General features: G+C 72.3%; 18 protein-coding genes and 4 pseudogenes. 12 read left to right on the forward strand and 10 right to left on the reverse strand.

Translation table 11 applies throughout. The features are described from left to right. Positions 1-51: 51 nt before the first annotated feature. Both CELF_RS14910 and CELF_RS14915 read right to left on the reverse strand, forming a co-directional pair. Positions 52-462, reverse strand: coding sequence for a PPOX class F420-dependent oxidoreductase (locus CELF_RS14910; protein ID WP_013772103.1), 411 nt, complete (start codon positions 460-462; stop codon positions 52-54). Between the two features lie 89 nt (positions 463-551). After that, the gene (locus CELF_RS14915) at positions 552-959 is read right to left on the reverse strand and encodes an FKBP-type peptidyl-prolyl cis-trans isomerase (RefSeq protein ID WP_013772104.1); all 408 of its coding nucleotides are present in this window, start codon (positions 957-959) and stop codon (positions 552-554) included. A gap of 111 nt (positions 960-1,070) precedes the next feature. Between CELF_RS14915 and CELF_RS14920 the strand changes: the two genes are divergently transcribed. Continuing rightward, positions 1,071-1,931 carry an alpha/beta fold hydrolase gene (locus tag CELF_RS14920; RefSeq protein WP_013772105.1) on the forward strand — a complete coding sequence of 287 codons (861 nt, stop codon included), beginning with the start codon at positions 1,071-1,073 and terminating at the stop codon, positions 1,929-1,931. A 25-nt stretch (positions 1,932-1,956) separates the two neighbouring features. Next, the gene (locus tag CELF_RS14925; protein WP_232014252.1) at positions 1,957-2,517 is read left to right on the forward strand and encodes a TetR-like C-terminal domain-containing protein; all 561 of its coding nucleotides are present in this window, start codon (positions 1,957-1,959) and stop codon (positions 2,515-2,517) included. Between the two features lie 14 nt (positions 2,518-2,531). Here CELF_RS14925 and CELF_RS14930 read toward each other — a convergent pair whose 3' ends face one another. From CELF_RS14930 to CELF_RS14945, 4 genes are all read right to left on the reverse strand, one after another. Next, entirely contained in the window at positions 2,532-4,217 is a 1,686-nt protein-coding gene (locus CELF_RS14930) for an AMP-binding protein (protein ID WP_013772107.1), read from the reverse strand. Between the two features lie 146 nt (positions 4,218-4,363). Beyond that, entirely contained in the window at positions 4,364-5,395 is a 1,032-nt protein-coding gene (locus CELF_RS14935) for an acetylxylan esterase (protein WP_013772108.1), read from the reverse strand. Between the two features lie 146 nt (positions 5,396-5,541). Next, positions 5,542-6,948 (reverse strand): cystathionine beta-synthase, encoded by a 1,407-nt coding sequence (locus CELF_RS14940; protein WP_013772109.1) that lies wholly within the window; start codon positions 6,946-6,948, stop codon positions 5,542-5,544. 72 nt (positions 6,949-7,020) lie between these two features. Beyond that, positions 7,021-7,827, reverse strand: a complete 807-nt coding sequence (locus tag CELF_RS14945; protein ID WP_013772110.1) for a Bax inhibitor-1/YccA family protein — start codon at positions 7,825-7,827, stop codon at positions 7,021-7,023. 241 nt (positions 7,828-8,068) lie between these two features. On the opposite strand from CELF_RS14945, the gene CELF_RS14950 reads away from it, so the two are divergent. The 5 genes from CELF_RS14950 to CELF_RS14970 all read left to right on the forward strand — a co-directional run bounded on the left by CELF_RS14950 (position 8,069) and on the right by CELF_RS14970 (position 12,355). Then, positions 8,069-9,034 (forward strand): ABC transporter ATP-binding protein, encoded by a 966-nt coding sequence (locus tag CELF_RS14950; protein ID WP_013772111.1) that lies wholly within the window; start codon positions 8,069-8,071, stop codon positions 9,032-9,034. Further along, complete coding sequence (locus CELF_RS14955) at positions 9,031-9,897, forward strand: ABC transporter permease (protein ID WP_013772112.1); 867 nt, start codon at positions 9,031-9,033, stop codon at positions 9,895-9,897. Before CELF_RS14950 ends, CELF_RS14955 begins: the two co-directional genes overlap by 4 nt. 192 nt (positions 9,898-10,089) lie before the next feature. Next, positions 10,090-10,533 carry a MarR family winged helix-turn-helix transcriptional regulator gene (locus tag CELF_RS14960; RefSeq protein ID WP_013772113.1) on the forward strand — a complete coding sequence of 148 codons (444 nt, stop codon included), beginning with the start codon at positions 10,090-10,092 and terminating at the stop codon, positions 10,531-10,533. Positions 10,534-10,619: 86 nt separating this feature from the next. Then, positions 10,620-11,483, forward strand: a complete 864-nt coding sequence (locus CELF_RS14965) for a siderophore-interacting protein (RefSeq protein ID WP_013772114.1) — start codon at positions 10,620-10,622, stop codon at positions 11,481-11,483. Positions 11,484-11,524: 41 nt separating this feature from the next. Continuing rightward, positions 11,525-12,355 carry an alpha/beta fold hydrolase gene (locus CELF_RS14970; RefSeq protein ID WP_041553559.1) on the forward strand — a complete coding sequence of 277 codons (831 nt, stop codon included), beginning with the start codon at positions 11,525-11,527 and terminating at the stop codon, positions 12,353-12,355. A 182-nt stretch (positions 12,356-12,537) separates the two neighbouring features. Here CELF_RS14970 and CELF_RS20495 read toward each other — a convergent pair whose 3' ends face one another. Both CELF_RS20495 and CELF_RS21525 read right to left on the reverse strand, forming a co-directional pair. Continuing rightward, entirely contained in the window at positions 12,538-12,681 is a 144-nt protein-coding gene (locus tag CELF_RS20495; protein WP_331855849.1) for a hypothetical protein, read from the reverse strand. 479 nt (positions 12,682-13,160) lie between these two features. Then, positions 13,161-13,457: pseudogene (locus CELF_RS21525) on the reverse strand (transposase); the annotation flags it as partial. 114 nt (positions 13,458-13,571) lie between these two features. Here CELF_RS21525 and CELF_RS14980 point away from each other — a divergent pair. The 4 genes and pseudogenes from CELF_RS14980 to CELF_RS20955 all read left to right on the forward strand — a co-directional run. Continuing rightward, a complete protein-coding gene (locus CELF_RS14980) occupies positions 13,572-13,910 on the forward strand; it encodes a hypothetical protein (RefSeq protein ID WP_013772118.1) in 339 nt (112 codons plus the stop codon). Between the two features lie 15 nt (positions 13,911-13,925). Further along, positions 13,926-14,204, forward strand: a pseudogene (locus CELF_RS21390) (SDR family NAD(P)-dependent oxidoreductase); the annotation flags it as partial. Between the two features lie 68 nt (positions 14,205-14,272). Beyond that, positions 14,273-14,371 (forward strand): annotated as a pseudogene (locus CELF_RS21530) (short-chain dehydrogenase); the annotation flags it as partial. Between the two features lie 113 nt (positions 14,372-14,484). Further along, a pseudogene (locus CELF_RS20955) lies at positions 14,485-15,403 on the forward strand (putative PEP-binding protein); the annotation flags it as partial. 86 nt (positions 15,404-15,489) lie between these two features. On the opposite strand, the gene CELF_RS14995 reads toward CELF_RS20955, so the two are convergent. Further along, positions 15,490-17,391: a hypothetical protein gene (locus CELF_RS14995; RefSeq protein WP_013772119.1), complete on the reverse strand. Its 1,902-nt coding sequence runs from the start codon at positions 17,389-17,391 to the stop codon at positions 15,490-15,492. 506 nt (positions 17,392-17,897) lie between these two features. On the opposite strand from CELF_RS14995, the gene CELF_RS15000 reads away from it, so the two are divergent. Next, positions 17,898-18,824, forward strand: coding sequence for a LysR family transcriptional regulator (locus CELF_RS15000; protein WP_013772120.1), 927 nt, complete (start codon positions 17,898-17,900; stop codon positions 18,822-18,824). 235 nt (positions 18,825-19,059) lie between these two features. On the opposite strand, the gene CELF_RS15005 is transcribed toward CELF_RS15000, so the two are convergent. Continuing rightward, complete coding sequence (locus CELF_RS15005; protein WP_013772121.1) at positions 19,060-20,103, reverse strand: LacI family DNA-binding transcriptional regulator; 1,044 nt, start codon at positions 20,101-20,103, stop codon at positions 19,060-19,062. Between the last annotated feature and the right edge of the window lie 192 nt (positions 20,104-20,295).

The raw sequence follows: 20,295 nt of genomic DNA on the forward strand, positions 1-20,295 counted from the left end.
CGCCCGCCCGCTCGCGGGGCAGGCGCCGGGTCGGCCGCGCCGCGTGCGGGGTCAGTCCTGCTTGGCGGCGCCCCAGCCGTGCCAGTGGTCGATCTCCACGAGCACGCTCACGCGCGCCCGGTCACGCACGGGGTACGGGTTGCCGCCGTAGTGCACCGACAGGCGGTCGATGTCGACGAGGCCCTCGTCGTCGCGGATCTCCACGACGTGCCCCTGGACGCTCACGTGCGTGTACCAGTTGTCCGGCGCCAGGGCCGTGAGGGAGACCTGCGGGTTCGCGCGCAGGTGTGCGAGGCGCGCGCGGGACGCGTCGAGGTTGAGCAGGATGCGACCGTCGTCCTCGACGAGGTACCAGGTCGCGACGGTGACGGGGCGGCCGTCGGGGTGGATGGTGCCCATGACGGCGTGGTTGGGCTGCGCGAGGAGCGCGGCGACGTCGGCGGGCAGCGGCGGCTTCGGCACGTGGGGTCCTCTCGTGGGGATCGGGATGGTGCGGGCGCGGCGCGACCCCCGCCGGCCGGGTGCTCCGGTGACGGGGGTCGCGCGCGGGGTCAGTTGCGGGTGCCGACGATGTCGACGACGAAGACGAGGGTGTCCCCGCCCTTGATGCCGGCCTGCGGCACGCCGCGGTCGCCGTAGCCGAGGTGCGACGGGATGGACAGCAGGACGCGCGAGCCGACCTGCTGGCCGACGAGGCCCTCGTCCCAGCCGGCGATGACCTGGCCGACGCCGATGCCGAACGAGATCGACGAGCCGCGGTCGTAGGAGTTGTCGAACACCCCGCCCTTCCACGACTGGCCCAGGTAGTGCACCTCGATGTCGTCGCCGGCCTCGACGAGCGGACCGTCGCCGCGCGAGAGCACGACCACCTCGAGCTCGGCGGGCGGCTGCGCGTCGGGGAAGGTCAGCGTGGGCTTCTCGCCGAACGATCCCGAGACCTCGGGCAGCGCTGCGGACATGACGAACTCCTTCGGTGGACGACAGTGCCGGTCCATCGTGCCGCACCGGTGGGGTGCACGCCGTCGGGAGGGGCCTTGCGGCGCGTTGGCTAATGGCATTAGCTTTGGTCCATGACCACGACGCAGCACCTCCAGCGCCCCTTCGGCCGGCTCGGGTACGCGGTCGACGGCCCGGCCGACGGGCCCCTCGTCCTCCTCGTCCCCGGCATGGGCGACCTGCGCCGCACCTGGGACGCGGTCGCACGCGACCTCGTCGCCCACGGCTGCCGCGTCGCCGCCCTCGACCTGCGCGGCCACGGCGAGAGCGACCCGGACCGCGACCCCGCCGGGCACGGCGTCGCCCCCGTCGCGGAGGACGTGCTGGCCCTCGCACGCCACCTCGGCGCCACGCCGGACCACCCCGTGGTGCTCGTCGGCAGCTCGGTCGGCGCGGGCGGCGTCGTGCGCGCCGCAGCCGACGCACCGGACCTCGTCGCCGGCGTCGTCGCGCTCGCCTACGCCGCCAACGACGGCGCACCGACGCGCACGGTGCGCCTGCAGGTCCGCACGCTGCTCAGCCGCCCCTGGGGGCCGCGCGCGTGGGCGTGGTTCTACCGCAGCCTCGTCAAGGCACCCGTCGACGTCGCGGCACACACCGCCGCCCTGCGCGCCGACCTCGCGCGCCCCGGGCACCTCGCGCAGCTGCGCACCCTCGCGCTGCGGCTCGTCGAGGGCCGCGAGGACACGCGCCTGGCCGCCGTGCGGGCACCCGTCGTCGCGATCCTCGGCGACGCCGACCCCGAGTCGAAGCACCCTGCCGCGGAGCTCGACCGCATGGTCGCGACCGCGCCCGACGTCACGCCCGTCCTGCTCCCCGGAGTCGGCCACTACCCGCAGCACGAGGCGACGGCCGTCGTCGTCGAGCGCATCGCCGCCCTGGTCGACCGCGTGCTGCCCGCCGCGTCCGCCCGCCCGGCCGGCCCCCGTGCCTAGGGCCGGGCTCGACCGGTCCGCGGTCGTGACGGTCGCCCTGGCGTGCGTCGACGACACGGGCCCGACCGGGTTCGCCGACCTGACCCTCGCCGCCGTGGCGGCCCGCGCCGGCGTCGCCGTCCCCAGCCTCTACAAGCACGTCGAGGGCCTGCCCGGCCTGCGGCGCGAGGTCGCGCTCGCGTGCGTCGAGGAGTTCACCGCGGTCCTCGTCGCCGCGACGGACGCGGCACCCACCGGGCACACCGGTGCGCGCCTGCGTGCGGCCGTCGTCGCGACGCGCGCATGGGCGCGGCGGCACCCGGGCCGCTACGCCGCGGTGCAGGGCGGCTGGCCGCAGGACGACCAGGCCGTCGCGGTGCAGGCCGCGGCCGCCCGGGCCGTCGAGGTCCTCGCCGCGGCGGTCGCCGACCTCGGGGTCCCGCCGCACCGGCACGTCGACGCCGTCCGCGCCGTCCGCGCGGCGCTCCACGGGTTCGTGGTCCTCGAGCTCGACGGCGGCTTCGGCATGCCCGACGACGTCGACACGAGCTTCACGTTCCTCGTCGACGGCCTGGTCGCGGGCCTGACCCGCACGGCGACGCCGTAACGGAGGCCGGTCGCTCAGGCCGGCTCGCCGGCGAGGACCTGGTCGCGCACGACGCGGCGCAGGACCTTGCCGACCTGCGAGCGCGGCAGCTCGGTGAGGACGACGAGGCGCCGCGGCAGCGCGTAGCGGGCGAGCCGCTGCTCGCACCACTCCCGGACCGCACCGAGGTCGACGCCGGACGCGCCGTCGTCGAGCACGACCGCCGCGACGACGGACTCGCCCATCGCGCCGCCGGGCACGCCCACGACGGCGACGTCGGCGATGCCGGGCATGCCCCGCAGGTGGTCCTCGACCTGCGACGGGTACACCTTGAAGCCGCCGGTGACGATCATCTCCTTCATGCGGTCGACGAGGACGACGCTCCCCCGGTCGACGCGGACGACGTCACCCGTGCGCAGCCAGCCGCCGGGCAGGAGCTGCGCCGCGGTCTCCTCGGGGCGCTGCCAGTAGCCCTGGAAGACCTGCGGGCCCTGGATGAGCAGCTCACCGCCGGTCGCCGGGTCGACGTCGCGCGTCGGGTCCTCCTGGTCGACGATGCGCACGCGCGTGCCGGGGAACGGCAGGCCGAGCGTGCCGGGGCGGCGCTCGGGGGCGAGCGGGTTGCCGAGCGCGACAGGGGACGTCTCCGTCATGCCGTAGCCCTCGACGACGAGCCCGCCGGTCGCCTCCTCCCAGCGCCGCGCGGTCTCGGCGGGCAGGGCCATGGCGCCGGAGATCGCGTGCCGGAACGAGGACAGGTCCGCGCCCGCCTCCGTCGCCGCGGTGACGAGCCGGTCGAGCATCGGCGGGACCGCGGGCAGGAAGGTCCCGGGTCGGCGGCGCTGGGCCTCGAGCACGAGGGCCGGGTCGAACGACGGGAACAGCACGAGCGTCGCGCCGACGCGCACGGCGTAGGACAGGCACAGGGTCAGCCCGAACGCGTGGAAGAACGGCAGCACGCCGTACACGACCTCGGTGCCCGGCTCGGCCCCGGTCCACGCATGGCCCTGCAGGGCGTTCGCGACGAGGTTGCGGTGGCTCAGCATCGCGGCCTTGGGCGTGCCGGTGGTGCCGCCCGTGTACTGCAGGAGCGCGAGGTCGTCGGGGGACGGGGCGGTCGTGGACGCCGGGCGGGCGGCGGCCGCGAGCCGGTGCCACGAGGGCACGTGCGACGGGACCGGGCCGCACATCGCGGCTCGCGTGCGGCGCGCGCGGGCGAGCGGGAGGCGGAGCGCGAGCCGCTTGGCCCACGGCAGGTCGGCGGACAGGTCGACGGCGACGACGGCGCGCACGTCGGTGCGCTCGAGCGACGCGAGGACGGCGGGGACGGTCTTCTGCCAGACGACGGCGACGACCGCGCCGGAGTCGGCGAGCTGGTGCGCGAGCTCCTCGGCGGTGTACGTCGGGTTGTGCTCGACGACGACCGCGCCGACCCGCAGCGCCGCCCAGAACGCGACGACGTGCGACGGGCAGTTCGGCATCGCGAGCGCGACCCGGTCGCCGGGGCGGACGCCGAGGTCGAGGAGCACCTGGGCACCGCGCGCGGCGGCGTCGGCGAGCTCGCGGTACGTCGTCGTGGCACCGAGGAAGTCGAGGGCGACGCGGTCCGGCCAGGTCACGGCGGCCCGGTCGAGCGCGGCGGTCAGCGGCTCGTCCGGCACGTCCACGTCGGCGGGGACCCCGGGCGGGAGGTCGAAGGAGAGGCCCGCGGCGTTGCTCATGGCACGACCGTAACCTACGGACCCGTAAGTTACTAGTGCGTAGGTTTTGTCTCACCCACCCTGCGCACCACCTCCACGCACCGCACGCACGCGCGCCCCGAGCCGCGGCGGACGCCGCAGCCGCCCGGGCGCGGGCGCAGCCTGCGTCAGCGGGCGGCGGCCTCCGCCACCTGCGCGGCCGGGGTGGCCGCGAGCACCTCGGGCAGCCAGCGCAGCTGCCGGTCGAGCTGGAACGCCTGCCCTCCCTCGTGCTGGTTGAACGTGTACACCTCGATGTCGGTGCGCGGACGCCCGGTGAGGCCGGCGTAGTGGTTGTACGCGGCGAACACCGTCGACGGCGGGCACGTGGCGTCGCGCAGCGCCACGGAGAACAGCGCGGGAGCCGTCGCCCGCCGGCCCAGGTGGACGCCGTCGAAGTACGCCATCGTGCGGAACACCCGCTCCTCGGCACCGCGGTGCACCGCGAGGTACTGCACGAGCTCGCCGTACGGGAACGCGTCGGTGATGTCGACCGCGCGGCGGTAGTGGCACAGGAACGGCACGTCGGGCATCGCCGCCGCGAGGCCGTCGCACAGCCCTGCCGCCGCGAGAGCCACGCCGCCGCCCTGGCTGATGCCCGCGACCGTCACGCGCCGCTGGTCGACGTTCGGCAGCGCGCGCGCCGCGTCCACGGCCCGCACCGCGTCCGTCATGAGCCGGCGGTAGTAGTGCTGCTCGGGGTCGTGGATGCCCCGCGTCATGACGCCGGGCGACGCGGGGCCGGAGCCCGCGGGATCAGGGGTGTGCCCGCCGTTGCCCCACGTCGAGCCCTGGCCGCGCGTGTCCATGACCACGTGCACGAAGCCGGCCGTCGCCCACGCGAGCCGCTCGTGCGCGAACCCACGCCCGCCGCCGTAGCCGATGAACTCCACCACCACGGGCAGCGGCTCGCCCTGCTCCGCGCTGCCCGCGGGCCGCGTCACCCACGCGCGCACGGGCTGGCCGTCGAAGCCCGCGAACGTCAGGTCGTCGGTGTCCACCAGGCGCAGACCGGCGTCCACGCGCGTGACGTCCACGAGGACCTCGTGCCGCCGGGCCTCGGCGAGCGTCGTCGCCCAGAAGTCGTCGAGGTCGGCGGGCTCGTCGAGCTCGGGCAGGTACCGCTCCAGCTCGGGCAGCGGCAGGTCGAACAGGGCCATCGTGCTCCTTCGGCGATGACGGCCGGGCACGCGGCGGTGCCCGGCGGGGCGTCCGGCGGCACCGCACGGGCGGCGCCGTCCCGAGGGACGCTACCGCCCCGCCGCGCACGCCAGGAAACCGCTCGCCCGGCCGCCGCGACGGGCCGTCAGCGCGCGAGGAACCCGAGCAGGTCGTGCCGCGTCAGGACGCCGACCGGCTGGCCGTCGTCGACGACCATGAGCGCGTCCGCCGACTCGAGCGCCCGGCGGGCGTCGTCCACCGACTCCCCCGCCCCGATGAGCGGGAACGGCGAGCCCATGTGCTTGTCGACGCGGTCCGACAGCGCCGCGCGGCCCGAGAACACCGCGTCGAGCAGGTCCCGCTCCGAGACCGCGCCGGCGACCTCACCGACCTTGACGGGCGGCTCGGCGCCGACGACGGGCATCTGGGAGACGCCGTACTCGTGCAGGATCTCGATCGCGTCGCGCACCGACTCGGTCGGGTGCGTGTGGACCAGCGCGGGCAGCGACCCCGTCTTGGTACGCAGCACGTCGCCGACCGTGGCACCCTCGTCGGCGCCCAGGAAGCCGTACGAGCGCATCCACGAGTCGTTGAAGATCTTCGACAGGTAGCCGCGACCCCCGTCGGGCAGGATCACGACGATCACCGCCCGGGCCGCCGCGTCCGGGTCGGAGTCCTGCAGCTCGCGGGCGAACCGCAGCGCCGCCTCGACCGCCATGCCGCACGAGCCGCCGACCAGCAGCCCCTCCTCACGCGCGAGCCGCCGGGTCATCGCGAACGAGTCCGCGTCGGAGACCGCGATGATCCGGTCCGGCACCGACGGGTCGTACGCGCTCGGCCAGAAGTCCTCGCCCACGCCCTCGACGAGGTAGGGCCGCCCGTCGCCGCCCGAGTACACCGACCCGAGCGGGTCCGCCCCGACGACGACCACGCGGCCGCCGTCCGCCTCGGGACGGTCCGCGGAGACGTCGTGCAGGAACCGGCCCGTGCCGGTGATGGTGCCGCCCGTTCCCACGCCGGCGACGACGTGCGTCACGCGCCCGTCCGTGTCGGCCCAGATCTCCGGGCCGGTCGACTCGTAGTGGCTCGCCGGGCCGTTCGCGTTCGCGTACTGGTTCGGCTTCCAGGCGCCCTCGATCTCGCGCGCGAGCCGGTCGGACACCGAGTAGTACGAGTCCGGGTGGTCGGGCGGGACCGCGGTGGGCGTGACGACGACCTCGGCGCCGTACGCGCGCAGGACGTCGCGCTTGTCCTGGCTCACCTTGTCCGGGCAGACGAACACGCAGCGGTAGCCCTTGCGCTGCGCCACGAGGGCCAGCCCGACACCCGTGTTGCCGGAGGTCGGCTCGACGATCGTGCCGCCGGGGCGCAGCTCCCCGCTCGCCTCCGCGGCCTCGATCATCTTGAGCGCGATGCGGTCCTTCACGGAGCCGCCCGGGTTCAGGTACTCGACCTTGGCCAGGACCGTCGCGGTCAGCCCCTCGGTCACGGACGACAGCCGGACGAGCGGCGTGCCGCCGACCAGCTCGGAGATGTGCTCGGCGTACTTCACCCCCAGAACGCTACCGGCCGGTAGCGCACGCGACGCGCGCTACCGGCCGGAGGGGCGGGAGGACCGCCGGGGTCACTCGCGGAAGATCGCGATGAGCCGCAGCAGCTCCAGGTACAGCCAGATGAGGGTGACGGCGAGACCGAACGCGGCGGACCAGGCGAACTTCGCCGGCACGCCCTGCTCGACACCCCGCTTGATCGAGTCGAAGTCGACGATGAGGCTCGCCGCCGCGAGGCCGACCGCGACGAGGCCGACGATGATGCCGAGGGGGCCGGACCGCAGCGGGCCGAACTCACCGGTGCCGCCGAAGAGCATGAGCCCGACGTTGACCAGTGAGAACATGAGGTAGCCGACCATCGCGACGAGCAGCCAGCGGACGAACTTCGGCGTCACGCGCACGCGGCCCGAGCGGAACAGGAACAGCGACGCGGCGAACACCGAGAACGTCGCGAGCACGGCCTGCACGACGATGCCGGGGAGCTCCTGCTCGAAGAACAGGCTGATGCCGCCGAGGAACATGCCCTGCGCGACCGCGTAGGCGAGGATCAGCGCCGGGCTGGGCTCGCGCTTGAACGCGTTGACGAGGCCGAGGACCAGGCCGACGACCGCGCCGACGATCCACAGGCCGGGCACGAGCGTCCACGTGACGGCCGCGCTCACGACGAGGACCGCGAACACGCCGGCCGTCTTCATGATGACGTCGTCGTACGTGAGCCGGCCCGTCTGGCGTGCGGTGGCCGCGGGCGCCTCGTACATCCGGTCCAGGGTGGCGGCGTCGACCGTCGCCGTGGCCGCCCCACCCGCCTGCGCACGCGCGCGGGCGCGCCGGTCGTTCGGGTCCCCGAAGACGGGACTGTTGCTGAAGACGGGGTTGCTCATGGCGTCCTCCGGGACGGCTTGGGCAGCGGGTGCGGCTACGGGGCTGGTGCGGAAAATCAGGTCGTTCACCCTACGGAACGCCGACCGTCCCCAGATCGTTCCAACGAATGACCGGTGCTGCCACCCTGATCCGCTCTCAGGGGGACCCTGACCTCGATATCCGTCCGACGACGGATGCCGCCGCCATCCGTCGGAGGCCTAGGGTCGAGGACGTCACCGCTCCCCGACACGAGGACAGACGATGATCGAGGCCCAGGGCCTGACGAAGAGGTACGGCAGCAAGACCGCCGTGGACGGCATCTCGTTCACGGTGCACCCCGGCAAGGTCACGGGCTTCCTGGGCCCGAACGGCGCCGGCAAGTCCACCACGATGCGCATGATCATGGGCCTGGACCGCCCGACGCACGGCACGGTGACCGTCAACGGACGCCCCTACGCGCAGCACCGCTCCCCGCTCACGGAGGTCGGCGCGCTGCTCGAGGCGAAGGCCGTCCACACCGGCCGCAGCGCGCGCAACCACCTGCGGGCGCTCGCCGCGACGCACGGCATCCCCGACAAGCGCGTCAACGAGGTCGTCTCGATGACAGGCCTTGACGCGGTCGCCAAGCGCCGGGTCGGCGGGTTCTCGCTCGGCATGGGCCAGCGGCTCGGCATCGCCGCGGCGCTCCTGGGCGACCCGCGCACGCTCATCCTCGACGAGCCCGTCAACGGCCTCGACCCCGAGGGCGTGCTGTGGGTCCGCAACCTCGTGAAGTACCTCGCCGCGGAGGGCCGCACGGTCTTCCTGTCGTCGCACCTCATGAGCGAGATGGCCCTCACGGCGGACCACCTCGTCGTCATCGGCCGCGGCCGGATCATCGCCGACGGGCCCGTGCAGGACGTCGTCGCGCGCGCCACGACCTCCACGGTCCGGGTCCGCTCGCCGCACGCGACCGAGCTCGCCGGGCTGCTCGCCGGCCCGGACGTCACGATCACCGCCGTCTCGCCCGGCGTCCTGGACGTCCACGGCGCCACGTCGGAGGCCGTCGGCGAGGTCGCGGCCGCAGGCCGGCTCGTGCTGCACGAGCTGACGCCGATCACCGGGTCCCTCGAGGACGCGTACATGTCCCTCACGCAGGACGCCGTCGAGTACCACTCGGGCGTCCCCCAGGCCACGGCCCCCGCGACGGGGCAGAGCCAGCCGACCAGCCAGGAGCAGGCCAAGTGAGCACGACCACCGCCACGTCCCCCGCCGTCGCCGCGCCGAAGTCCGTCGCGTCGCCCTACAAGGTGTCCTTCGGCCACCTCCTCAAGGCCGAGTGGATCAAGCTCTGGTCGGTGCGCTCCACCGTCTGGACGCTCTCGATCATGATCGTCGTCATGGTCGGCCTCGTCGCCGCCGTCGCCGGCCTCAGCGTCGCCAACGGCGCCGAGGGCGAGGCGGAGACCGGGGCCGCGCTCGGCTACTTCGCCCTCATCCCGGCCGTGAACATGGCGTCCCTCGCGGTCGTCGTGCTCGGCGTGCTCTCCATCACCGGCGAGTACACGACGGGGATGATCCGCGCGAGCGCCGCGGCGGCACCGCGACGCACCCCGGTGCTGTGGTCCAAGATGACCGTGCTGTTCGCGGTCATCCTCGGGGCGTCCGTCATCGCGGTCGCGCTCGCGTACCTCGTCGAGCTGCTCATCCTCGGCCCGAAGGACCTCGCGCTCGACCTGTCCGACCCGGAGGCGCTGCGCGTCCTCGGCGGCTGCGCGCTGTACCTCGCGACCATCTCGATCTTCGCGTTCGCGCTCGGCGCGCTCCTGCGGCACTCCGCCGCGGCGCTCGCGACCGTGCTCGGCCTGCTGCTCGTCATCGAGACGGTCGTCGGCGCGATCCCGTGGAAGCCGCTGCAGTACGTCAGCCCGCTGCTGCCGGCGACCGCCGGCGGGAAGATCACGCAGCCGGACAGCCTCAACGAGATGATGAACTCGATGACCGACGCGGGGGCCAACCTCAACGCCTGGCAGGGGTACGGCGTGCTCGTCGCCTGGGTCGTCGTGATCCTCGCGGTCGCCGCCCTGCTGATGCGGCGCCGCGACGTCTGACCGAGATCACCGGCCCGCGCACCGTCGGCGGCTGGTGCGTCCTCGCCCCCCTCGGGGCGGGACGCGACCGGCTCCGAGGTGCGCGGGCCGCGTCGCGTCCGGGGCAGGACGCCCGGGGCTCGTGCTCGTAGGCTCAGGTGGCTGCGGCGCCTTCCTCGGGCGCCGCCGGACGGGAGCACGGGAGGAGCGCGCGTGGACGACGCCGTGCCGGAGATCGAGGAGCAGGTCGCCCTGCTGCTGCGGCTCGCGGACCGCAACCGGCGCCGCAGCGCGCGGCTCGACGGCACCCTGGAACGCTCCGCGTACCTCGCGCTGCGGCACCTCGACCGCGTCGGGCCGTCCGCGATCCACGAGCTCGCCGCGCACCTGCGGCTCGACGCGTCGACCGTCACGCGCCAGGTCGACGCCATGGAGTCGGCCGGGCACGTCGTCCGCGGCCGGGACGCGTCGGACGCGCGCCGGGCCGTCGTCTCGCTGACCGACGAGGGTCGTGCCGCCCTGGCCCGCACGCGGGCCGTCCGCGCCGAGGTGTACGACGAGGTCCTCGACCGCTGGTCACCCGACGAGCGTCGCGTCCTGGCCGACGTCCTGACGCGCCTCAACGGCGACTTCGACCGCGCGACGGAAGGCCGCTGACCAGCGCATCCAGCGCACGCGTCCACCACGCGGGCACCTCCCGGCCCGCGGGCGCGGCGCACAGGGCGGGCGGCTACCGTGACCCGGTGACCGACGCACCCGCACGCCCCCGGCCCGCCCCGTTCGTCGCCGAGGTGCTGCGCACCGAGCGGCTGTCCCGCTCCTTCGTCCGGGTGGTCGTCGGCGGGCCCGGGCTGGCCGGCTTCGAGCCGTCGCCGCACGCCGACTCCTACGTCAAGCTCGTCTTCCTGCCGCCCACCGCCGACGGCCTGCGCCCGCTGCGCGACGACGGCCGCCTCGACCTCGACGCCGTCCGCGCGGCGCTCGACCCGCAGGACGCCCCTCGGCTGCGCTCGTACACCGTCCGCGCGTTCGACGCCGCGACGCGCGAGCTCACGCTCGACCTCGTGGTGCACGGCGACGACGGCGTCGCCGGACCGTGGGCCGCCTCCGCGCAGCCCGGCGACGAGGTGCTGCTCCTCGGCCCCGGCGGTGCGTGGTCACCCGACCCGTCCGCTGCCGCGCACCTGCTCGTCGGCGACGCGAGCGCGCTGCCCGCGATCGCGGTGGCGCTCGAGCGGCTGCCCGCGGACGCCGTCGGGCACGTCGTCGTCGAGGTGCACGACGCCGACGACGAGCTGCCCCTCGCCACCCCGGCCGGCGTGCGGGTGCACTGGCGCCACACCGGCCTCGGGGTTCCCGGCGTCGCGCTCGTCGAGGCGGTGCTCGCCCTGCCCGCCCTGCCCGCACCCGTGAGCGCCTTCCTGCACGGCGAGGCCGGTGCGGTCCGCGAGCTGCGCCGCCACCTGCGCGCCGACCGCGGTGTCCCGCGCGAGCACCTGTCGGTCTCCGGCTACTGGCGGCTCGGCAGCGACGACGAGGGCTGGCGGTCGGGGAAGAAGGCGTGGCTCGCCGACATCGAGCAGGCGGAGGCCGCCGCAGGCCTCTGACCGGGGCATCCGTGTCGGAGGGGCCCGCTACCGTGCCCGGCATGCGCATCCAGGAACGGGGGACGGGCACGCCCGTCGTGCTCGTGCACGGGTTCGGCGTCGACCACCGGATCCTGCTCCCGCTCGACCCGGTGATCGCCGACCACGGCGGCTGGCGACGGCTCTACGTCGACCTGCCCTGGGTGTCGCCTCGCGCCGACGGGACGCCCGTGGCCAGCACCGAGGACGTCGCACGCGTGCTGCGGGACGCGGTCGTCGACCGGCTCGGCGACGAGCCGTTCGCGGTCGTCGGCAACTCCTACGGAGGCATGCTCGCGCGCCGCCTCGCGCACGACCTGCGCGACCAGGTGCTCGGCCTCGCGACCGTCGCCGGGCTGTGGGAGGCCGACGACACCCGCCGCACCGTCCCGCCGCGCACCGTCCTGCACGCCGACCCCGCCGTGCTCGCGGGCGTCGACGCCACGCTCGCCGACGGGTACGCCGAGATGGCCGTCGTCCAGAGCGCGGCCGGGCTGGCGGACTACCGCAGGTGGGTGCAGCCCGGCGTCGACGCCGCCGACCCCGCGGTGCTCGACCGCCTGCGCGCCCGGTACCCGCTGGACGTCGACCCCGAGGACGCCTCCCCCGCGCCGTTCACCGCGCCCACGCTCGTGCTGTGCGGCCGCCAGGACCAGGTCGTCGGCTACGCCGACGCGTTCCGCCGGCTCGACCACTACCCGCGCGCCGCGTTCGTCGTGCTCGACGCCGCGGGCCACAACGTCCACCTCGACCAGCCCGCCGCGTCGGCCGCCGCCCTGACCACCTGGCTCGACGAGGTCCGCCGCTGGTCCGGCTCCCGTGGGCGCCTCGCGGGGACCGCCGTCACCCGCTGACGGCCGGTCCGGTCCGGTGAATGGTTGGAGTCGCAGGCCAGGGAGGGCGTTCTCGGGACTTCCAGAGGGCTCGGTTCTCTGGTTTCCAGCGTCGTCGACGCGGTGATCTGACGGTAGTAAGTGGTCTCGTGCTCGGCGGGTGGGATGTCGCCGAGCTCGGTGTGCCGTGGGAGCATTCCGCGTCAGGGGGTGCCGACGACCGAGCCGCCGTAGGAGTGGCCGACCACCGTGACGGGTACGGAGTCCGGCTTGTCGAGGCCGGCGACGAAGTCCCTCAGCGCGCCCGCCTGGTCGAGCGCAAAGCGCGACTGCGGGGCGTCAGTCAAGATCTCCTGCGGCATCGGGCCACCGAGATAGGTGATCCCCAGGCTGCCAGCAGGGGCGGCACTAACGAAGGACTGACGATCTCGGCGAAGCGTGAGTGCGTCGGGTCGAACAAGATGACCTGATGGCCGCGCGCGTACTGCGGTACGCCGTCCGGACCAGGGCGCTTGACCGTCTCGTTCAGGAGCGCGTCGTAGCGCTTGGCCGTTTCGCGGGCGTCAGCCAGTTCGGTCTCGAGCTCGTGCAGCTCGAGCTGCAGGGCGAGGGTCCGATAGTCGCGCCCGCGCGTGCTCCAGTACGGGTCGTCCGGCAGCCGTGCGCGGAGCTTCTCGATGCGCTCGCTCAGCTCGTCCTGCCGTGTGCGCGCGTCGTCCAGGGCGGCGTTGATCGCGTTGGTGTTGGCGCGGACGCGCACGTCGTACGGAATGCCGTCGAGGTTGCCGATCTGCGCCCACCGGCGACCGAGCTCGAGCTCCGCCGCGAAGAAAGCCGATGCCGACCGCGGGATCGCGTTTGACCGACGCAGCTCGCGCACCTCGCGCTCGAGCTCAGCGATCCGCTGGGCGTCCCCGCTCGTGGTCCCGGGCCGCTCGCCCGCGTCGATCTCGGCCTGGTTGACCCAGTTGCGCAGGGTCTCGGGATTGATCCCGAGCTGCGCCCCGACCCGGGCCAGGGCTCCAACCTTCGTCGCCGAATCACGCCGCAGATCGACCGCCATCCGGATCGCTCGCTCCCGAAGCTCGTCCGGGTACTTCCTCGGTGCAGCCATGCCTCTCATCCTCCGGGGATTGAGAGCCTCCACGGAAGCCGGGGCGGTTCACCCGCGCACGAGCGGCACGCACGCGAACTCACCGACGCGGCTGCACGTCTCGGCATCGAGATCCGCGAGGAAATGGCTGCCGCACCATGGGTGCTCGTCGACGCTGTCAACGGCAGGCGCTTCGCGCTGCGTGAACGGTGGGGCGAGTACACACTCGCCATCGCGCCTGACGACGACCCCGACCTCAACCCGTGGGGTGCACCCACCGAGAGCGCCACGATCACCGTCGCCTCCGGCACCGACGACGACCTGTACGGCGGAACGCCGCCCGACTACAGCAAGACCGCCACGTTCATCGCCGCCACGGTCCGCACCTACCTGCGCCGCCAAGCATGCACACATCCTCACAACTATGGGGACCGGTACTGCCCCGCCTGCGGCTGGCCGCTCGTCGACGAGGCGCAGCCATGAGTCGTCACCGGAGCCGGTTCCGCCCGCGGGATCGGCCGCGCCACAGCGCACGCTCTCGCGGCAGCCAGCTGGGACCGCCGTCCTCGACATCGACGCGGGCAGCGCCAAGGAGCCGCCCACGACATCGCCAAGTGCACCGGCGTCCAGGCGCTCAGCCTCGGGTGCGACGTCACCGACGAGGCGTCCGTGCAGAACGAGCTGACCGCCGTTGCCGACGCGCTTCCGCCGGTCGGTGCGCTCGTCAACAACGCAGGCATCACCTCGCCCGTGCCCTTCGTCGAGGTCAGCGGCTAGGAGTGGGACCGCGTCTTTGCCGTGATCGTCCATGCGCCTACGACCTGACGCGTGCCCTCGTGCCAGACATGGGCGAGCGAGAGGACGGGCGGGTCGTGTTCCTCTCGTCCGTCTCGGCCGAGGCGGGGGGCGGCGTCTTCGGCGGTGTCGCCCACTCCGCCGCGAATGCGGCCCGGCTCGGCTTCGCACGGGCGCTCGCCCGTGAGGTTGGCCCACACGGCGTCACGGCGCCCCCGTCGCGCCGGGCCTCATCGGCACCGACATCACCGCCGGCAAGCTGTTCTCGCGGCTGCCGAACGCCGGTGTCGGGCTGGCCCGCCTCGAGTTCATCATCAACCGGCAGATCGGCATCCACCCCAATGCCCTGCTCGACCTGCCCACTCTCGACGAGCCGATACGGACTGAGATCAGCGAGCGCGTCGCCGCCTACCAAAGTCCACGCGACTACTTCGTCAGCCGCGTGGCCGAAGGCGTTGCGATGCTGGGAGCAGCCTTCGCGCCGCATCCCGTCATCGTGCGCATGAGCGACTTCAAGCCCAACGAGGACGCGAACCTCGTCGGCGGGGAGCTCTACGAGCCGCACGAGGAAAACCCGATGATCGGGTACCGCGGCGCCTCCCGGTACCTCTCCCCCCGACTTCGCGGACTGCTTCGCGATGGAGTGCGAGGGGCTGTCCTACGTCCGTGACCAGATGGGTCTGACGAACGTCCAGATCATGATCCCCTTCGTGCGCACCCTGGCCGAGGCCGAGGGAGTCGTGCGACTCCTGGCCGAGCACGGGCTGCGCCGAGGCGAGAACGACCTGCGCGTCATCATGATGTGCGAGCTGCCGTCCAACGCCGTCCTCGCTGACCAGTTCCTCGATCATTTCGACGGCTTCTCGATCGGATCGAACGACATGAGTCAGCTCACGCTCGGTCTCGACCGGGACTCGGCTCTGGTCGCCGACGGCTTCGACGAGCGGGACCCTGCGGTGAAGTTCATGCTGAGCGCCGCGATCGCCGCCTGCCGTGCACGCGGCAAGTACGTCGGGATCGGCGGTCAGGGCCCGAGTGATCACCCGGAGCTCGCCGAGTGGCTCCTCGACCAGGGCATCGAGTCGATGTCGCTCACCCCGGACACGGTCGTGGAGACGTGGCTGCACCTGGGCCGAAGCGTCACGCAGTTTCCCGGGGCCTCGGTGACGTCGCTGCGCTAACGCGTGCGGTCGGCAACCGAGCGAACCCAGGAGGCGGAGCCTCCGACTGCGCATAGAGCAGCGCAGTCGGAGGCTCCGCGGGACGGCTAGGCGACGGGGTACGCCGCAAGTCGAGCGGCGGCCGTCATCCCGAAGATGACGGAGTTGGGCGCCGTCGCATCGACCGCCGGACCCATGTCGTTCACGACGTGGCGGATGCCGCCGCCGAAGTAGATCACGGCGGTGACCATCGATCGGAACCGAACGTTGCTGATCCGGGGAGCCTGGATCGCCCGGTCGGCGTGAACCGGCTGTCGTGCGAACGTGGAGTCGGTGAACAGCGTGTAGATGGCGAGGCCGGTCGCTTGGTGCGTCTTGACATGCGACCCCACGGAATAGGACGCGAAGCCGTCGCGCGTTCCGTCCATCCACGCGGCCTGGTTCGGGGGGTCGTACGGCATCTCGCTCTGGTAGAACACCGTCACGCCACGCTCCCCGTTCCACACCACCTGGTTGCGCTGAGCGTGCTCGACGTACAGGCCGAGGGCGGTCACGTCGTCGGCGTTCACCACGAGGCCATGGTCTGCCGTGTTGCTGGCCCAGCCGACACCGGTGCCGTGGTCGGCTCGCCACAGCCAGTTGCCGTCGAGGAGCACGCCGTTCTGGTTCACCTCGACCATCCGCTTCGTCGAGCCGTTGCGCGCTCCTCCGACCCTCACGAACAGATCGCTCAGCGTGGTGGGGTTGGTGACGGAGCCCGAGTGCGGCGTCTTGCCGCTACCGATCTTCACGAGCACGTCCGAGCCCGGACTCGCGTCCACCATCACGCCCGAGATGACGACCCCGGGGACGTCACCTACCTCGATCGCGGACCTTCCGCCCGCCGGGGCCAGGGTGGCGTACCCCATCCCGAGCACGACCGTGCTCGCACGCGTCACCTCGATCGGCCCGTCGAGTCGGTACACACCCGGGGTCAGGATCAGGTGCTTCCCGGCGCGGAGCGCGGCGTTGATCGTCGCCACGGTGTCGGCGCCCGGCTTCGCGATGTGGAACTCGCTGATCGGCACCCGGCTGCCGGTGATGGAGTCTGTCGACCACCTGACGCCCGACGACTGTCGGCGCGCGGCGGGCACGAAGACCTCGTAGCGACCTTGGTTCATCGTGAGGAAGGGCGCGGGCCGTGAGATGGGTGTGCTGTCCAGCGCAGTGATGCCCCCGGTTCCGAAGTTCGTGCGCGGGGCCCCGTGCACGCCCGAGAAGACGAGGTTCGCGCCGTCTCCGTCCCAGCCACCGATCTGGCTGTCGCGCACGTAGTACTGCGCCTGTGCCTTCTCGACGGCACCGTCACCACTGACCACCCAACCGTCGACCCGGCTGTCTGCGATCTCCGTGCCGAACGCGTTGGCGCCGTAGCGTCCCGTGAGATCAAGGTCACCGAGGATGTGAACCCGCCGCAGTGGGGACGCCTGCGACGTCGCCCACCGCAGGGTGTGCGGCTCCGCGATGCCCTCCGGCCGTTCACGGTCGGCGTCCGGCCCCACGGGCCGTTGAATCGGGTTGATCGAGAGGTTCGACAGCGAGCGGTAGAACACCGTCAGCGAGTCGGAGACGCCGTCCGGAGTCTGCGACGGCTCGGCGTGGAGCGCACCATTGAGGCGGACGTCGTCGGGCGACGCACCGAGCCCTGCGATCGACGTGTAGTAGCCGACCTCGGAGTTCACGATGCCGGTGGCCGTCGCGGGCGCATCCTGGCCGGCGGCGCTGCCGTAGGTTCCGGGCGTGAAGTAGACGGCGTGGCGACTGGAACCGAACTCTGTCTCGTTCGCGATCGAGCGGAGGTGCGCGTTGATCTCCTCGACGGGTGTGGTCGGGTCGAAGATCTTCACGTTGGGGCCGAAGTCGGGGGCCGCGTCCGCCACAGCGATCGAGGGTACCGGTGCAACACAGCCGATGACTGCGGCTCCTACGATCGCGAGAGTCATCCGGTGTGCTCGCGTCTTGCTGTTCATGCAGCTCCTTTCGTGCGGCCACGCGTCAAGGCGACGGCGTCCGCGGTCTGGCGCGCGGTTCAGCGGTCGGGCCGGGGCCGAGGTCATAGGGCAGACGGGAGAGCGCGTGGGTGCCGTGCCACGACACCCGTCACGAACCGTCAGGGCACCGACGGCAGGCATCCGCGCGGGATTCGGTCGAGGGCATCGACCAAGAGCGGGGCGCGTTGTCTCCACGCCTCCGAGCCGTCGCACTCGTCGTCGAGGCGGGCTCCACCCGAGACCGGTCTGGTCGTGGGGCGCACGTGCCGGTCGTCGATGAACGGCATCGCTTCGATCAATCGTGCAGACCGCAACCGTCCCTAGGAACCAGCAGTTGCTGATGATCCCGATCACACGCGCTGATGGCTCATGCGGCGTGCGGCACGTAGCGGTGATCTCCGACTGCCCACCACGGCCGCGGCATACGATGACAACGGCATCGCGCCGGCGCGGTGCAGTCTCGTCCGTTCACCGAAAGGTCGCCGGTGAACCTTGCGAACTTGAACCTCAATCTGTTGACCGCACTAGATGCCCTCCTCAGGGAGCAGAGCGTCACCAACGCCGCCGCCCGGCTCGGCCTGAGTCAACCCGCTCTGAGCGCTTCGCTCGCCCGCCTCCGTCGGTACTTCGACGACCCTCTGCTGATTCGCGTCGGGAACAACTACGAGCTCACGCCGTTCGCGGAGCAACTACGCGAGAGAACGGGTGCCGCCGTCTCGACCGTCGAGCGAGTGTTCGACGTCGGACCGACGTTCGAGCCTTCGACGTCAACGCGATCGTTCAGCGTTCTGGTCGCGGACTACGCCGTGAACGTCCTCGGCGCCGAGGTGAGCCGGCTTCTCGCCGCCCGCGCCCCCGGCGTTCGCCTGGAGTTCCACCCGCACACCCCACAGCTCGTGGAGCGTGCCGAATCCGTTCTTCGGGAGGTGGACGCTCTCATCCTTCCCCGCGGGTTCGTCTCGAACCTGCCGCACCGAGACCTCTTCACGGACACCTGGGTGTGCCTCGTCGCTGAGGACCACCCGACGGTCGGCGCGACGGTGTCCTTGGATGAACTGGCACAGCTGCCATGGGTGGCGAGCTTCCGCTCGTCGTCCGCATTCACCCCTCCGATGCGGCAGCTCGAGAACCTCGGACTCGACCTGAAGGTGCAGCTCGTCGTCGAGAACTTCCTCGCGATACCGCAGTTCCTCGTGGGAACCAACCGGGTCGCCGTCATCCAGAGCAGGCTCGTTCCGCAGTTGCAGCGAAGCCATCGCGTCCGAGCGGTGCCGTGCCCGTTCGAGGTGATTCCGCTCGTCGAAGCACTCTGGTGGCACCCGATTCAGCAGACCGAACCCGGACACGTCTGGCTGCGATCGCTCCTTGTCGACGCGGCCGAGCGGGCGGCCAGTCGATTCCCGTCTGGCTAACCGCATCGTTTGCGAGATCGAACCACGACCAAACTGCCCCATTCAGGCCGGCGCTCGCGACGATGGGTCCGGTCTCGGGCGCATAGCCGCGCATGCGATGCGCCTCGTCCGACCTTTGACAATCGCCTCAGAGCGTCGGGTCCGGTCTCAGGCATCGGGGCGACGTCGTATCGGCGTGAGCGCGCCACATATGGCCGGGCGCCCGCCACGACCCCTACGAGACCGCGGCGAACCGTCAGTGCATCGGCGCAGGCGCGGCGCCTGTCGTCGTCTGGCGCACGACGAGCGCTGGCTCGAGAACGTGGGAGCGATGGTCGTGGTCGGCCCCGCACCCGCCGAGAGCGATCTGGGCCCCGAGCTCGCCGATCCGCTCCCCCGGTTGCGACACCGTGGTGATCGGTATCGGACTGTCCCAGGCGGCCTGGTTGTTGTCGTAGCCGACGATCGCGACGTGGTCCGGGATCGAGAGGTCGCCCGCTGAGGTCACCGCTTGCACTACTCCCGCTGCGAGCAGGTCCGACGCCGCCACGATCCCGTCGACCTCACCTCGCCGGATCGCGGGGACGAGCTCTCGGCCGACCCTCCAACCGTCGGCACGATTCACACCGTTGGGAGCGATCTCAGCAACGGGCTCCACACCCGCTTCGCGCATCACCTGGTGGAATCCCGCCGCACGGTCCTGCACGGGACGCAGGATGCCAGGGCCACCCACGAACACGATCCTTCGACGTCCGAGGTCGAGGAGATGCCGGGTCGCGATAGCGCCGCCGAGATGGTTGTCCACGGACACCGAGCAGAACTGGGTCGTCGGCGCGTCAAAGTTCAGCATGACGACCGGGACCGATGTGGGTGCAAGTCGCGCGATCGCGGCGAAGTGTGCTGCGTCGTTGAGCGTCATGAGGATGCCGGCGACCCGCGTCTGAGCGAACATCCGCAGATGTCGCGCCTCCCGCTCGAGGCGCCCGTCGCTGTTGGCGAGCAGCACGGCGAGTTCAGACCGGTCCGCGACCCGTTCCGCCCCACGAGCGATGTCGATGAACAGCGAGTTCGTGAGGTCGGTGACGACGAGGCCGAGGGTCGGGCTGGCGCCAGCCGCAAGAGAGCGCGCAAGTCGGTTCGGCTCGTAATCGAGCATCGTCATCGCGCGCTCGACCTTCTCCCGGGTGGTGGCGGAGACGCGGTCGGGGTGGTTCAGCACGTTCGAGACGGTGCCGAGCGACACGCCCGCGAGCGCGGCAACGTCTCCGATCGCCGCTCGCGCCTTGCCGTTGGGGATCACCGGTCCTCCTCGTCGAGTGTGACGGAACCATAGCCCATGTATCGAGTCCATTGGAGCGCTTCAAGCGGGCGTCATCACCGCTGCTGATGTCCGGGATTCGACTTGGATATCCGCCGGCTTTGGTCCTTGTCTCGATCTGGACGAGCGCCTACCTTCTCGCTCTGAAGCGCTTCAACAGCGCACAGAGCACAT

Source organism: Cellulomonas fimi ATCC 484 (genome assembly GCF_000212695.1).
Lineage (GTDB): Bacteria > Actinomycetota > Actinomycetes > Actinomycetales > Cellulomonadaceae > Cellulomonas > Cellulomonas fimi.

What these genes read in the sequence shown, in the direction of transcription:
- CELF_RS14915 (WP_013772104.1), bottom strand. Translation starts at nt 959, where the DNA reads ATGTCCGCAGCGCTGCCCGAGGTCTCGGGATCGTTCGGCGAGAAGCCC.
- CELF_RS14920 (WP_013772105.1), top strand. Translation starts at nt 1,071, where the DNA reads ATGACCACGACGCAGCACCTCCAGCGCCCCTTCGGCCGGCTCGGGTAC.
- CELF_RS14930 (WP_013772107.1), bottom strand. Translation starts at nt 4,217, where the DNA reads ATGAGCAACGCCGCGGGCCTCTCCTTCGACCTCCCGCCCGGGGTCCCC.
- CELF_RS14935 (WP_013772108.1), bottom strand. Translation starts at nt 5,395, where the DNA reads ATGGCCCTGTTCGACCTGCCGCTGCCCGAGCTGGAGCGGTACCTGCCC.
- CELF_RS14945 (WP_013772110.1), bottom strand. Translation starts at nt 7,827, where the DNA reads ATGAGCAACCCCGTCTTCAGCAACAGTCCCGTCTTCGGGGACCCGAAC.
- CELF_RS14950 (WP_013772111.1), top strand. Translation starts at nt 8,069, where the DNA reads ATGATCGAGGCCCAGGGCCTGACGAAGAGGTACGGCAGCAAGACCGCC.
- CELF_RS14970 (WP_041553559.1), top strand. Translation starts at nt 11,525, where the DNA reads ATGCGCATCCAGGAACGGGGGACGGGCACGCCCGTCGTGCTCGTGCAC.
- CELF_RS14980 (WP_013772118.1), top strand. Translation starts at nt 13,572, where the DNA reads ATGGCTGCCGCACCATGGGTGCTCGTCGACGCTGTCAACGGCAGGCGC.
- CELF_RS14995 (WP_013772119.1), bottom strand. Translation starts at nt 17,391, where the DNA reads ATGAACAGCAAGACGCGAGCACACCGGATGACTCTCGCGATCGTAGGA.